Origin of the sequence: Lysinibacillus sp. FSL M8-0216 (assembly GCF_038595555.1) — a bacterium.
Taxonomy (GTDB): domain Bacteria; phylum Bacillota; class Bacilli; order Bacillales_A; family Planococcaceae; genus Lysinibacillus; species Lysinibacillus fusiformis.
The window spans coordinates 2,318,094-2,332,073 of record NZ_CP152007.1; the positions used below are offsets into that span (position 1 = coordinate 2,318,094).

The following is a 13,980-nucleotide window of genomic DNA, read 5'->3' on the forward strand; positions in this document are numbered from 1 at the left end:
TGATCATTCACTATGAAACATAGAAAAATTGCTGTCATCATTATATTCTTTATAGTCTTTTTAACAGGTTCTCGTATTTTATGGCTTCAATCATTTACGCAGCCCGATCAACCATATGCAATGAAAGGGCAGATGGATGTCCGTAATTTTGATTTTCAACAAAGTGCATTAACTCTTGATGGCGAATGGTCCTTCTATCCATCGCAATGGTTGATGGATAATCATTCTTCCAACCAGACATACATACAAGTCCCGGATGGCTGGGACAAAGTTTTTCAGGAAGGGGAGCAAAGCCCATTTGGATATGGCTCTTATCAACTAAAAATACTGGTTAATCCAGATGAGACAAAAACCTTTAGTATAAGAGTGCCAAGTATTCGTAGTGCCGCAGAAATATATGTGAACGATCGCTTCATTGCGAAATCAGGGGAGCTAGGTGAAAATCGAGCGCAAACGGTGGCTAAAAATGTACCGTTTACAGCCTCATTCGAGACAAATGGTGAAAGTGAAATCGAACTGATTATTCAAGTAGCCAACTTTCAAGATCCTCGTAATGGGGGAATTGTCCGTTCTATCAAATTTGGACAAGAAGATGTAATCAATCGGGAGACACAATTGTCCGTCACAATGCAGCTATTAGTGGCAGTTGTTTTAGTCTTGCATGCCATCTACTCTGTTATTCTCTATTTAGTTGGAAATAAAGATAAACGCTTACTATTCTTTTCGATCTTAACCGTAAGTATTATGTTTTATTATTTATTAGGAAGTGATGATAAACTTCTTTCATTTTGGTTTCCCATAAATTATGATTGGGGTTTTATTTTAGTCCATCTTTCTATGGTGGGCATTGGCTATTCATTACTGCAATGTATAGAACACTGGCTACCGCCACATTTACAGCTCTATAAACATGTATACACTTTTTTCAGCATGGTAGCGATCCTATTAGCCTTCACATTACCTATACGTTATCTTGTTTCCATGCAAGCATTTTATATGGTTATTTTAGGAGCTCCGATCGTTATTACTTTAATCTTAATGATTGGAAAATCAATAAAGGATATTCGCAGGAATGTTTTTATTTTATTAGGATTAGTGGCCTTTGTGAATAGTATCATTTGGGATGTCATACTGCTGATTACAGGCATAAAAATCATTTCTTATCCTTTTGATTTGATTGTGACAATTGCCTGTTTAGCGACATTGTGGTTTAAAGATTATGCAAAGGTACATGCCGATACGAAGGAGCTTGCTCATAAACTGCAAGAGATTGATAAAATCAAGGATGAATTTTTGGCAAGTACCTCTCATGAATTACGTAATCCACTTCATAGCATTATCAATATGTCTAAAGCAGTACTTGATCGTGAAGCTAAGACGTTAACTACAAAAAGTGTGAATGATTTAGAAACTGTTCTGTCCGTAGGGAATCGAATGTCTTTGTTGTTAAATGATTTGCTGGATGTCATGCGCTTGAAAGACGATACACAACAATTACAACTAAGTATGGTATCCATCCATTCTATTGCTGTAGGTGTATTTGATATGCTGCGCTTTATGATTGAGGGAAAGCCTGTTCAGTTCGTCCTGAAAATACCAGAAGATTTTCAAAGAGTGCAAGCTGATGAAAATCGTGTGATCCAAATAGTCTTTAATTTAGTGCATAATGCTGTGAAATTTACGAATGAAGGGTCGATTACGATTTCGAGTTATACGCATAATGGGATGGCGAATATCGTCATTACAGATACAGGTATCGGTGTGGACGATGAAACCATGCGTCGAATATTTGAACCATATGAGCAAGGAACGATCAGTAAAACTATGGTAGAGGGAGGGTTTGGGCTAGGGCTTAACATCTGTAAGCGGCTCATTGAATTCCATGGAGGAACATTGGAAGTGCAATCCGTTGTAGGACAAGGCTCCACCTTTACCTTTACATTGCCCCTAGCAGATGAATCGAATGTCCAAGTGCCACTTGAAAAGGTACGACAGAGCGTTAGCAAGAGTTCAGAGCGCACAGCAAGTTTACAAGCAGCCTTGGAGGATGATCAAAGTGCGGAGTGGAATCATCCACGTATTTTAGTAGTGGATGATGAGCCTATTAATTTGCGAGTAGTTGAGACAATTTTAGCAAACGAACAATATGACATTGTTACGGTGACAAGTGGCTTAGATGCGCTAGTAAGTATTCAATCACACGAATGGGATTTAGTTATTTCAGATGTGATGATGCCGAAAATGTCAGGGTATGAATTAGTGCGCCTCATTCGGAAGCAATTCTCCATCACCGATTTACCTATATTATTGCTGACAGCGCGTAGTCAACCCCAGGATCTTGAAAAAGGCTTTTTAGCAGGTGCGAATGATTATGTGACCAAGCCTGTCGATGCACTAGAGCTACGTTCACGAGTAGCGGCATTAATAAAGGTGAAGCGATCCATTCAAGAACGTCATCGTATGGAAGCTGCCTGGCTGCAGGCACAAATTGAGCCTCATTTTCTTTTTAACACGTTAAATGCCATTTTAACGTTGAGTGAAATGGATAGTGAACGAACAAGTAGATTAGTAGAGGCACTCAGCGATTTTTTAAGAGAATCCTATAATTTTCAAAATGTTGAAGCACTTGTGCCGTTAGAAAATGAACTTACATTAATTCAAGCTTATCTTTATATTCAGCAGGAGCGCTTCGGCGATCGTATTCACGTTAAATGGGATTTAGAGGCATCTACCGATGTGCTCATCCCCTCATTAACTATCCAGCCCTTAGTTGAAAATGCTCTACAGCATGGTATTTTAAAACGGACAGAAGGGGGAACGATCCATATTCGGATTTTTGAAAGTGAATCACAACTTGAAATTACAGTTTCGGACAATGGTGTTGGCATGGATGAACTTCGTTTGTCCCAGTTACTTCAAACAACGCAACAGCCGTCCAAAAGCATTGGTTTAATGAATACCCATCTTCGCCTTCAACAGCATTATGGGCAAGGATTGACTATTACGAGTAAGCTACATGAAGGAACATCTGTTTCTTTTGTAGTTCTTGTGAAGAAGCCCGTAAAACAAGATGCATGACACGTCTGTGTGCCATGCATCTTTTCTTTATAGTATAGCCTGCGGAGCTTTTGTTTTAAAATGGGTGAACAGATAGCATCCCATAATGACGATAAGCCCACCAATTCCCTGGAGCCAGGACATATTTTCTCCAATAAATAAATAGGCGAGAAGTGCAGTGAAAATGGGATTGAAGTTTAAAAAAATTCCCGATGTGGTCGCGCCTAACTTCTGTACACCTATATTCCAAAATACCATACAAACAACGGTGGAAATAATGCCGGTATATAGCATGGAAAGAATGAAAGATGTATTGACATTCGTAAAGGTAAAGTCTGCACTCGTAAATGGTAGGAGCAGTAGCACACCGAATACCCCGGCATACAAAGTAGCCATTAAGGGGGAGGCTGTTTGCATAGCCCATTTACTACATACGGAATATAGACCCCAAACGCACACAGCAGCCAGCATCCATAAATCACCTGTATTCAATTGAAAATCCAGCAATAGCTGCCAATCTCCTTTTGAAAGAACGAGAACTACCCCAAACAATGATAAAACCATTGCCGATAACTGCCATTTCGTTATTTTTTCTTTCAGCAAGACAAACGAAAAAAGGGCAATGGATATTGTATTCATGGTAGAAATAAGCCCTGCATTAGTAGAAGTCGTAAGCTCTAATGCTAGAAACTGAAAAATATTAAAGAGAGCAACCCCTGTAACACCCATTAAAAGTAGCGGGACAATCGCTTGTTTGGGGGGAACTAATTTTTTTTCTTTCCACCAAACCAATGGGACAAGGACAATGATGGCAATGAACCATCTGACTGTTGTCAATGTCATAGGAGAAGCATGGGCAACAAGCGTCTTGGCAACTACAAAATTCCCTCCCCACAGTAAACTTGTGACAAGCATTAGACCCATATACAATTTAACCAAAGCTCGTAACACCCCTCTTAACTTTATGTATATTAAGAATCATAGCATTAACAGTGATTTCGCTGTATAATATTTTGTGAAATTGATTAAATTTGAAATAAAATTAAGTATATGGAGTTTTTTTTGGAATATTGTTCGGAAAAGAAGCTCTGTGGATACATCATGGGAAATAATCAAAAGGGGAGACATCAATGGAGGATAGCAAGAATAAAGAACTAGACAGAACGGATCTTCAAATTTTAGATATTTTACAGCGAGAGGTTCATATTAGTAATGCCGAATTGGCGAGACGTGTCAGCTTATCGCCACCAGCGACTCATACAAGAGTCAAACGAATGGAAAACGAAGGCTATATCGATCAGCAAGTCGCTATTTTAAATCAGGAAAAACTAGGATTTGATTTACTGTGCTATGTTTTTATGAGTACGGATATCCATCAAGCAAAGGAAATAGAGGAATTGGAAACAAGCCTACAAACGATGACAGAAATATTGGAATGTCACTGTTTAACAGGTGCCTATGATTATTTATTAAAAATCGTTATCCGAGATCGTCAAGAATTGAATCAATTTATTCGGAAATTAAATAGGTTAGGTATCTCTAGAATTCAAACAAATTTATCCTTACGAGAAATCAAATATTCCACGGTGTTACCCTTATAAAAACACAGCAAGTGTGAGTGTCCTACTCAAGCTTGCTGTGTTTTTTATTATTATATATTTACAGAAATATATATATTTAAAATTGCTTTGTTTTTACTTATAGGCAACTACTAGGTTGCTTATACTTGACATGCAACCAAAAAGTTGCCTATAATCAATTTATGAAATGGGATAAAGACGCTATATTTAAAGCACTTGCAGACTCGACTCGGAGGCTTATAATAGACGAGCTATGTGAACAAAATGAGATGACCTTATATGAGTTAACGGTTCGTCTACTTATGAAGTACGAGCTTTCCATAACGAGACAAGCAATTGCTAAACATCTTGCTGTTTTGGAAGGGGCAGGGCTTGTCACATCTAAGCGGAAGGGGAAATATCGAGTTGTTATGTTTAACAATGAACCACTTAAAGATTTATTGAAGGGGTGGGTAGAGTAATTTTTTGAACATCATACAATAGGGCGTGAAGCATTTTGTGCAACTAACAGAGGAGGCTATTCAAATGAACATTATCGTGAACAGTATATTTGTAACAGACCAAGCAAAGGCATTGTCATTTTATACAGAAAAGCTAGGATTTGTTAAAAAAGAAGATGAACCATTAGGAAAGCATAGATAGGCTGACGCTTGTATCGCCAGATGAGCAAGGTGGAACTGAGCTTTTACTAGAGCCGGATGAGCACCCTGCCGCAAAGGATTATCAGAAGAGAATATTCGCTGAAGGTATTCCAGCAACAATGTTTGGTGTTGCAAATATTCATGAGGAGTACAAGCAATTATTAGAAAAGGGCGTAGAATTTACGATGACGCCAACAAAAATGGGGGCCGTCACTATAGCTGTCTTGGATGATACTTGTGGCAACCTTATACAGATTATCCAAAAATAATTCATGATGAATGCGTGTTTTGAGTCTATTCAAAACACGCTTTTTCTATTTATTCATTCATGTATGGCTAAACCTCGGTTATTCTCTAAAAAATCTAGGGTTTCTTTTGGTTGTGCATTTACGGTTTGTTCTTTAGCTTCAGCTTCTTCGCTTGGCGGCGCTTCTTCCGATGAACAGGCTGCTAAAGCCAATAGTAATAATAATACCAAACTACATGACAGTAACTTCTGCATGAGGCAAACCTCCATCCATAAATCGTTGATATGAATATTTTGCACATTTTCATACAGAATATGTTTAGTTTACTGTTATTTTTTAAAGAACGGTATTGCTAATAATTTTATTAAATCCGTTGTTAGTTGCGGCATTCATAAGCTGTTGAATAGACTGCATTTTATTATCTGAGAATATATACCAGCTATCATTATGAACATCATGGAGAAGAAGCGTAGGATAACCTTTTAATAGTTCATCAGGGAATGCTTGGTTTAAGGAATACGTATCGAACTGCTGAACACTTTTATTGTCAGCGTTTAAGAAATCATATTGTCCAAGCTTATAATAGGAACCAGGTATGTCCAGATTTAATTGCCAAGAATAGTCTTTAGGCGCTTCTACTTTATCTCCTTTTTGCTGAAAAATTTTGTACATAGCGTTGTGATAGCTATGTCCCTTAACTTCTTGAATAACTCCACCCATCGTCATGTGATATTCATAGTGAAGAGCCTTTATTTTTTGATTGTTAATGAATAGTGGCTTTGTCGCAATATTAACAGTACTTTGTTTGTAATCGACTTGACTGCCGAATGTTTCAGCAATAAAACGGATTGGAACGAAGGTACGATTATTTTTAAGATATGGTGTTGTATCCAATTGTTCCGCTTGACCGTTTTTAATAACGGTCTGACTGTTTAAAGTTAAAATAACGGTTGATTGGTTCGTTGAAAGGATAATTTGTGAATCCTTCCATTGTACTTGCGCACCTAAATTTTCACTAATTACACGCAAAGGTACCATTGTTCGATTGTTTTTGACCTCAGGTGCTGTATCAGTTTTCACGACAACCTCGTCAATCTTTAGTTGTAGTGTTGCTGCGTCAGCAGGGGAAGCTGTCCATAATACAGCTGTTAATAATAGGCCTGTGAAGATTTTTTTCATGGTAGTTGCCCTCCTTTATTTTCACGACCTTATTTTACCATAAAATTCTAATGTGATTATAATAGTTTACTATTTATTAATTTTTTACAGTGTATAAACCGATTTTGAAATCGAATACTAAGAGTGAAAGGAGGTTTTTTTGTGAAATATTTAACATGGGGCATAGTTGGTGCAGCATTGTTTGCTGCGATGAAAGGCTACGGGAAATCAAACCAAGGACAGAAGGATAGCTACCAACAAACGACAACACCTGTTCAATTAGTAGCTAATGCAAATCCTTTAACAGCGAATACACCGAAACAGTAAAAGACATCACAGCTTATGGATTACTTTGATCTATAAGCTTGTTATATTTTACATAAAATCCCTATGGTTTCTTTAGAAAGATGGGTAGAAGATTGGCTTTATTCATGATCAATTTGAAGAGCTTCTGACTAAGACTCGTTAAGAATCCGATGAATCGTTAAGATTGCCTGCACATGCATGCCCTCATGGAAAATAGTTCGCAGTAGTACTTGTTCTATAGTTTGCATGCCCATCTCAATGGGAGGGAATACTTCCATTAATCGATGACCATATTGTTCCTTTAGCTGTTCGGGCTGCTGGGCCAATAACATTTTTAATGCTTCAAAAGATGGGGTTTTTTCATCAAAATGATCAGGTGAGGTACCGAATCCAAACCAGTTGGTGAAATGGTCTAGTTCCTTATGTTTGTCTTTTGTTAGAGCCTCTATCCATAAATATTGATCGAGATATAAATGGCCCATATTCCAGCGGATATTATTATGGAAGTCAGTCGGAATGATATTGGCCGTTTCGTCTGTTAGTTGATCTAGTATTTGTAGTAACTCGCTTCGATAATGCTGTAGTTGTTGAAATAAATTTTCTTGTCGCTGATTCATTGTAAAACCTCCTTTTAGTATGTATTAGCTATTGCCACCAATTTTCCTCCAAAAAAAAGAAGAACTCCGATTTGGGTTCTTCTCGTCATTTATTTGCTTTGTGTTTGTAGGGCTAATCTGACACCTAGACCGATATAGACAAAGCCAACCGTTTTCTCAAGCCAACGGGAGCTTCCACTTGTTTTCGTAAACATTTTTTCTCCGATAAAGCTTGTTACAACAGCTAGTAAAATAGTATACAACGCACTCATGACAACAAATGTAATGCCAAGTGTCAGCAGTTGAACTGTAACAGATGTCTCATTATGCTGGATAAATTGAGGTAAAAAGGCAAGGAAAAATAATGCCGTCTTTGGATTTAATATTTCGGCTAAAAAGCCTTGGCGGAATGAAGTACTTGCTGGGCTTTGTTCCACAGTAGGCTGTTCAATTTTCTTCGGCTTTGTTACGAGCATTTGTATTCCTAAATATACAAGATAAGCTACACCTATATATTTCACTACTTCAAAGGCTGTGGCAGATTTCATTAAAATAGCAGATAGACCTAAAACAGCTGCCAGAGTATGGACTAAGTCACCGAGACCGATACCTAAAGCTGTATAAATGCCATTCTTTTTACCACTTTTTAACGTTTGTGTAATGGTGATAATGACTGCAGGTCCTGGAATTAAAAATAATAAAAGAACTATTGCGATAAAAGATAACATGCTTACCATCCTATTCTAATAAACTAATCATTCTAGGGTGAATGCATGACATATTATATTCTAGCTACTATAGAGCTGTCGATAAAGAAATATTGAAAAAGGAATGAAAAAATATTCAGAAAATAATAAGCGGATAGTATATGCGACTTGAATGGATGATTCGCTTTATAGTTCAGGGTATTTTTTAGTACCAACTAATAGTATTTAATGATAGAATGAGATCATTAAAAAAATGGAGGTATCCGCATGTTAACTAGTCAACAAATACAAGAAATTTTACCACATCGTTATCCATTCCTTTTGGTGGATCGTATTGAAGAATTGGAGGAAGGAAAACGTGCAGTAGGTCTTAAAAATGTGACGATCAATGAGGAGTTTTTTAACGGTCATTTTCCCCAATATCCTGTGATGCCAGGTGTTCTGATAGTGGAAGCATTAGCGCAAGTTAGCGCGGTCATCATGCTAACGAAGGAAGGCAATGAGGGAAGACTGGGATTGCTAGCAGGCATAGATCAATGTCGTTTTAAAAAACAAGTGAAGCCTGGAGATCAATTACGTCTTGAAGTAGAAATTACACGTGTAAAAGGCTCAATCGGTAAAGGGAAGGGAATCGCGACGGTTGATGGAGAAATGGTTTGTGAAATGGAGCTTGTGTTCGCATTTGGCAATTAAGAAATTTGCTCAATAGACGGTGTTATAGCATTTTTAGCGTAAAAATAGATAAAGACTTGCTTCAAGGCGTACTACACCCCTAATTTTCTTTCATATAATAGTAATCATTATGACCGAATGAGGGGGATTGAGGGTCGCTATAGTAGAATGTAATGAAAAGCTGTTACGGCCAGAGGAAGCATTAGATAATGATTTTTGTGATCGATTTGTACAAAAAATGCATAAACAAATTCTCCATAAGAAGCTTCACCAAGATATTTATCAGTCCTATTTTGTTATTTTTCAGCAACAATATACAACACAGGAGCTATGCTTTATCATTCGTATGTTAAGGCAGCAGGCGGAGGAAATTATGCGTTTAAAGCCCATCTTCATCACTTTAAGTGGGGTCATTTTGTCCGTGTTTACGTTGATTGCTGCTGCCGTGAATAGCCAATTGATGATGGGACATTCGCTTGTCCAAATTGTGGCCTTGGCGATATTGAGTTTGAATGTCACGATTCTCTTTATTTCCTATAAAATTGAAAAAGAACATAAACGAGTGCAGGCTGTGATAGCGTTAGTAGATTATTACGTGACCATTTATCAAACAGGAGATGATCATTATGCAGAACATCATTGAATCATTACGTTATTGGTTGCTGAAAATCCCCGAAATGTTTCACATTATGACTGAAACAGAAATGACAGAACGCACTGCTCCGAATAGATGGTCTAAAAAAGAATACTTAGGTCATTTATGCGATTCTGCTCTCATCAACCTTGAACGATTTATAAAGATTCAATACGACGTTTCACCATATGTAGTGTCTACATACGACCAAGTTCAATGGGTCGAGCTACAGGGTTATCAAAAATTACCTATAGAAGAAATCTTATTATTATGGACGAGCTTAAATAAAAAAATATTGGTGGTATTGGAAAACCTCTCAGAACAGGCATTATCTCGACCTTGTGATATGGGTCAACAGCAAAAGGTGACACTCAAATGGCTCGTTCAGGATTATCTCGATCACCTAGAGCATCATGTGAAAAAGCATTTATAATATTTATCGAAATGTAAGCATTTTTTTGCGAAATCCTCAAATAATAAAGTACGAAAAAATTTTGGGGACGTGAAGATTTGAAAAAATTATTACTGTTTTTACTGCCACTTTGTCTGATTACGGTGTCATTTTTCTATGTCAAAGCAAGTTCTTATGACAATAAAGGCAGAAAGTATTATGAAGAAGCTGGACAAATACTTTGGGAAATCCAAACAGAGGAGAAAATCATCGCACTCACATTTGATGATGGCCCACATCGCACATACACATCGGATGTTCTAGATGTTTTGGATAAATATCAAGCAAAAGCCACATTCTTCATTGTTGGACAAAATGCAGAAAAAAATCCTGAGCTTATTTCGAGAATGTACGATGAAGGGCATGAATTGGCCAACCATACGTATACCCATCCTTTAAAAACAAATGTAACGAATTTGATGAAGGAAATTGATCAAACGAATGAGACTCTTTATAGTATTACCGGTTTTAAACCCACTTTATTCCGTCCGGTGGAAGGGCAGTTCTCAGATGCGATGATAGATGCAATCGCAAAAGAGGGCTATAAAGTGGTGATGTGGTCATGGCATTTGGATACACTTGACTGGAAGAGCCCAGGCGTTAATCGAATTGTGAATACCGTCATAAAAGGAGTAAAGGCAGGTAATATTGTGTTGTTTCACGATGGTGGAGGGAATCGGGCACAGACAGTGAAAGCGCTAGAGCAAATTTTACCAGAGCTTGAAAAACAGGGCTATCGCTTTGTGACCGTTTCAGAATTGCTTGAAGTACAGATGGCTCACAAAAAAATGGAAAAAAAACAGTAGTGTTGAGAGCCTTCTTTCAACACTACTTTTTATTGCGATTTCTCTTTATGTAAAGGTTATTTCAGCATTTTTTTGATGTGCTTCAGCTCACCAATTAAATAATCAATTTGCTTCTGCATATTATCAATTTGAACGTTTGATTGGCTGTCACCATTATTATTTTGAGAAGAATCCTTATTCGCATTAACGAGTGCCTCTAGGGCAAGACCTGCTGCAATGGTCTGTAGGCCATCTCCTAGTGTTGAAATGGCTGTGCCAATATAAGATAACTTAGCTGCATATATTTCCAAGGAATCATTGTTTTGATCGGGCTTATTATTTCTCCCCATTATCCTTCCTCCTTATGTTTGTCATTACTTGCATCATATGCGTGAGGAAGATAAAAGGAGAACGATTTAAATGATTCACAAGAAATGGTAAAATTAGCTGAACGACTAAATATTGGAGGAGCGGCCATTGACACATATAGAGATAGTTGAAATGGATGGACAATTGTTGGAGGGGATAGGGAGTTATTGTTTAAGAAGCAAGAAAATAGGTGAAGGCTATAAAAGCAAAAATAAATGGCTAAATCAACAATTTGAAAAGGGCTTACGTTATATACAGTTATTAGAAGAACAAAAACAAGTGGGCTTTATAGAGTATACTGACGCAGAATATTCCTCTAGGGTTGTGCATGCGGAAGGCTATATAATGATTCATTGTTTATGGGTAAGCGCTGTTGGAAAGGGGTACGGTACACAATTATTGCAAAAGTGCATAGATGATGCTAAACAACGGGGTAAAAAAGGAGTAGCGGTTCTTACTAATGACCATACTTCGTGGACCCCAAGCAAGGCTTTATTTTTACAGCACCAATTCCAACTAGTCGCCACTGCACCTTTTGATTTCGAATTATTGGTTTACCCATTTAGTGGAGATGTAGAGTTACCGTATTTTCCTGAAAATTGGCATGAACGTTTAGCAGGCTATCACAACTTGACGATTCTTCGATCTTTTCAATGTCCATATGTAGAAGTCGCAACGGAGAACATTTTAGCCGCTGCCAGTAAGCTAGATATTTCAGTAGACTTAGTCGAAATCCAAAGCCGTGAAGAGTTGATGGAAAAATCGCCGACACCCTATGGGATTTTCTCTGTCATCTATAAAGGACAGCTTATTTCCTTTCACCGATTAACGGTTCATTCTATTTATAAAAAGCTTCAAACCCTATTAGAAGAACCTGTGTAAAAAAAATTACCATGATTTGAAACTTTTTCAGTCACTGGCACGTTATATTTTTATAGTATTTCTATGATTCAATTGAATTTTTAGTTGACTGCTACTAGGAAATGAGTAAAATTAGAAGGCAGTACCATTATATACCTTAAGCTTCTATAGGGAATGATGGGTCCATAAGCATTTGGATGCGAGATGCTTGGAAGCAGGATCAGACAAACAAGGTCTGTCATAAAATTTCGACAGTCTTTTTCTTTTCGTCTTCTGTATAACCTGTTAAGATGGTAGTAGTGTGACAACAAGTTAGTGTATATGAGAGTGGTGACAATCAAGATGGATGAACAGAAAAATGAAAGTACGGAACAGCAGCAAGAGTCAACACCTGCTGAAATTAAGCCAGCAGGACAATTTATACAATTAAAACCGTTTAAATTCATCATGCTAATGTTCTTTACAATTCTTATTACTGCCGGTTTAACGATTTTTGCGTTAACATTTGGTGATAAGAAAGTAGTAGAAGTGAAAGTTCCTGTAGAACGTGAGGAATTTACGAAATTATATGAAGCATTTGATTTACTGAAAAATAACTATTACAAAGATATTGAAGATGAAAAGGTTGTCGATGGTGCTATTAATGGCATGTTCGACGCATTAGGAGACCCGTACTCTGATTTTATGGTGAAGGAAGAAGCAGACCAATTTAACTCTGGTTTATCTTCAAGCTTCCAAGGAATTGGTGCAGAAATTCAAGAACGTAATGGTTATATTACAGTTGTGTCACCGATTAAAAATTCCCCTGCTGAGAAGGCAGGCTTATTACCAAAAGATATCATCTTAACAGTTGATGGGAAAAGCATTCAAGGTTTCAGTGCTACAGAAGCAGTAGCGTTAATTCGCGGCGAAAAGGGAACGCCTGTGAAATTATCAGTGAAACGTGGCGACAATACGGAGCCTATTCAAATGACAATTGTTCGTGATGAAATCCCAGTAGAAACTGTATATGGTGAAATGCTTGATGGCAATATTGCTCATATTCAAATTACATCGTTTAGTGAACAAACTGCCCAAGAGCTTGAAAAAATCCTCGTGGAGTACGAAGGCAAAGGCATGAAGGGGATTGTTTTAGATTTACGTCAAAATCCTGGTGGCTACTTAAAGGCTGCAGTGGATATTTCTAATCTGTTCGTTCCAGAAGGCAAGGCCATTGTACAGGTACAAGAAAAGGATACAGAACCAGAAGTCACAAATGCGATTGCTGGTAAAAAATATAACCTACCAATTACAGTTCTAGTTGATGGTGGTAGTGCTTCTGCCTCCGAGATTTTAGCTGGTGCTTTAAAAGAATCTGTTGGTGCAAAGGTTGTCGGTGAAACATCCTTCGGTAAAGGCACAGTTCAAAATGTGACTCCGTTAAAAGACGGCTCTAATCTGAAATTTACTACAGGTAAATGGTTAACGCCGAAAGGTAACTGGATTAATGAAAAAGGGATTACTCCTGATGTCAAGGTCGCTTACCCAACATATGCCTCATTACCATACTTGAATGCTTCTATAGAAATGAAGGCAGGTATGCAATCAGACTCTGTGAAGGCGGCAGAGGAGATGCTCCAAGTATTAGGGTACGAGCCTGGTGAAATAGATGGTCTTTTCGATGACAATACAGCGCATGCAGTAGAACAATTACAAGCTGCGAATAATCTTGAAGAGACAGGTGTTTTAACAGGAAACACAACGTATGCATTAATGGATGCTTTACGTGCAAAAATGAAAGCTGATGATCCTCAGTTGTTAAAAGCGAAAGAGCTTCTTTTAGGTACAGCTGATAAGACAGAGGAAACTACAAACTAACATTACAACTGTCGCAACAGTCGTCTTCACGGCATCTGCGACAGCTTTTTTTATAGGA

16 protein-coding genes and 1 pseudogene are annotated in these 13,980 nt (G+C 37.7%); 11 read left to right on the plus strand and 6 right to left on the minus strand.

Features of this window, described 5'->3' with window-relative positions; genetic code table 11:
• The first annotated feature begins 12 nt into the window (after positions 1-12).
• Complete coding sequence (locus MKX57_RS11385) at positions 13-3,078, plus strand: ATP-binding protein (RefSeq protein WP_342551093.1); 3,066 nt, start codon at positions 13-15, stop codon at positions 3,076-3,078.
• A gap of 27 nt (positions 3,079-3,105) precedes the next feature.
• Here MKX57_RS11385 and MKX57_RS11390 read toward each other — a convergent pair whose 3' ends face one another.
• Positions 3,106-3,981: a DMT family transporter gene (locus MKX57_RS11390; protein ID WP_342551122.1), complete on the minus strand. Its 876-nt coding sequence runs from the start codon at positions 3,979-3,981 to the stop codon at positions 3,106-3,108.
• 206 nt (positions 3,982-4,187) lie between these two features.
• On the opposite strand from MKX57_RS11390, the gene MKX57_RS11395 reads away from it, so the two are divergent.
• The 3 genes and pseudogenes from MKX57_RS11395 to MKX57_RS11405 all read left to right on the plus strand — a co-directional run bounded on the left by MKX57_RS11395 (position 4,188) and on the right by MKX57_RS11405 (position 5,547).
• Complete coding sequence (locus MKX57_RS11395) at positions 4,188-4,658, plus strand: Lrp/AsnC family transcriptional regulator (protein ID WP_008174770.1); 471 nt, start codon at positions 4,188-4,190, stop codon at positions 4,656-4,658.
• A gap of 161 nt (positions 4,659-4,819) precedes the next feature.
• The gene (locus tag MKX57_RS11400; RefSeq protein WP_008174769.1) at positions 4,820-5,098 is read left to right on the plus strand and encodes a metalloregulator ArsR/SmtB family transcription factor; all 279 of its coding nucleotides are present in this window, start codon (positions 4,820-4,822) and stop codon (positions 5,096-5,098) included.
• A 64-nt stretch (positions 5,099-5,162) separates the two neighbouring features.
• A pseudogene (locus tag MKX57_RS11405) lies at positions 5,163-5,547 on the plus strand (VOC family protein).
• Between the two features lie 53 nt (positions 5,548-5,600).
• Here MKX57_RS11405 and MKX57_RS11410 read toward each other — a convergent pair.
• Positions 5,601-5,780, minus strand: coding sequence for a hypothetical protein (locus MKX57_RS11410; protein WP_342532908.1), 180 nt, complete (start codon positions 5,778-5,780; stop codon positions 5,601-5,603).
• An 82-nt stretch (positions 5,781-5,862) separates the two neighbouring features.
• Entirely contained in the window at positions 5,863-6,705 is an 843-nt protein-coding gene (locus MKX57_RS11415; protein ID WP_090001571.1) for a copper amine oxidase N-terminal domain-containing protein, read from the minus strand.
• A 141-nt stretch (positions 6,706-6,846) separates the two neighbouring features.
• On the opposite strand from MKX57_RS11415, the gene MKX57_RS11420 reads away from it, so the two are divergent.
• Positions 6,847-7,011 (plus strand): hypothetical protein, encoded by a 165-nt coding sequence (locus MKX57_RS11420; protein ID WP_164908711.1) that lies wholly within the window; start codon positions 6,847-6,849, stop codon positions 7,009-7,011.
• A gap of 128 nt (positions 7,012-7,139) precedes the next feature.
• Here the strand turns inward: MKX57_RS11420 and MKX57_RS11425 are convergent, their stop codons facing one another.
• A complete protein-coding gene (locus MKX57_RS11425; RefSeq protein WP_089984412.1) occupies positions 7,140-7,607 on the minus strand; it encodes a DinB family protein in 468 nt (155 codons plus the stop codon).
• An 89-nt stretch (positions 7,608-7,696) separates the two neighbouring features.
• Entirely contained in the window at positions 7,697-8,314 is a 618-nt protein-coding gene (locus MKX57_RS11430; RefSeq protein ID WP_025115411.1) for a LysE family translocator, read from the minus strand.
• Positions 8,315-8,560: 246 nt separating this feature from the next.
• On the opposite strand from MKX57_RS11430, the gene fabZ reads away from it, so the two are divergent.
• From fabZ to MKX57_RS11450, 4 genes are all read left to right on the plus strand, one after another.
• A complete protein-coding gene (gene fabZ / locus MKX57_RS11435; RefSeq protein ID WP_008174760.1) occupies positions 8,561-8,986 on the plus strand; it encodes a 3-hydroxyacyl-ACP dehydratase FabZ in 426 nt (141 codons plus the stop codon).
• Positions 8,987-9,113: 127 nt separating this feature from the next.
• On the plus strand, positions 9,114-9,608 hold the full coding sequence (locus tag MKX57_RS11440; protein ID WP_342551094.1) for a hydroxymyristoyl-ACP dehydratase: 495 nt from the start codon (positions 9,114-9,116) through the stop codon (positions 9,606-9,608).
• Positions 9,592-10,032 carry a DinB family protein gene (locus tag MKX57_RS11445; protein WP_253734794.1) on the plus strand — a complete coding sequence of 147 codons (441 nt, stop codon included), beginning with the start codon at positions 9,592-9,594 and terminating at the stop codon, positions 10,030-10,032. The genes MKX57_RS11440 and MKX57_RS11445 overlap by 17 nt, the downstream gene beginning before the upstream one ends.
• 77 nt (positions 10,033-10,109) lie before the next feature.
• Positions 10,110-10,856 (plus strand): polysaccharide deacetylase family protein, encoded by a 747-nt coding sequence (locus MKX57_RS11450; protein ID WP_342551095.1) that lies wholly within the window; start codon positions 10,110-10,112, stop codon positions 10,854-10,856.
• Between the two features lie 56 nt (positions 10,857-10,912).
• Here the strand turns inward: MKX57_RS11450 and MKX57_RS11455 are convergent, their stop codons facing one another.
• Positions 10,913-11,185, minus strand: a complete 273-nt coding sequence (locus MKX57_RS11455) for a translation initiation factor 2 (protein WP_089984403.1) — start codon at positions 11,183-11,185, stop codon at positions 10,913-10,915.
• Between the two features lie 127 nt (positions 11,186-11,312).
• Between MKX57_RS11455 and MKX57_RS11460 the strand changes: the two genes are divergently transcribed.
• Both MKX57_RS11460 and MKX57_RS11465 read left to right on the plus strand, forming a co-directional pair.
• Positions 11,313-12,086: a GNAT family N-acetyltransferase gene (locus tag MKX57_RS11460; RefSeq protein WP_239354529.1), complete on the plus strand. Its 774-nt coding sequence runs from the start codon at positions 11,313-11,315 to the stop codon at positions 12,084-12,086.
• A 321-nt stretch (positions 12,087-12,407) separates the two neighbouring features.
• Positions 12,408-13,922: a S41 family peptidase gene (locus MKX57_RS11465; protein ID WP_008181642.1), complete on the plus strand. Its 1,515-nt coding sequence runs from the start codon at positions 12,408-12,410 to the stop codon at positions 13,920-13,922.
• Positions 13,923-13,980: the final 58 nt, after the last annotated feature.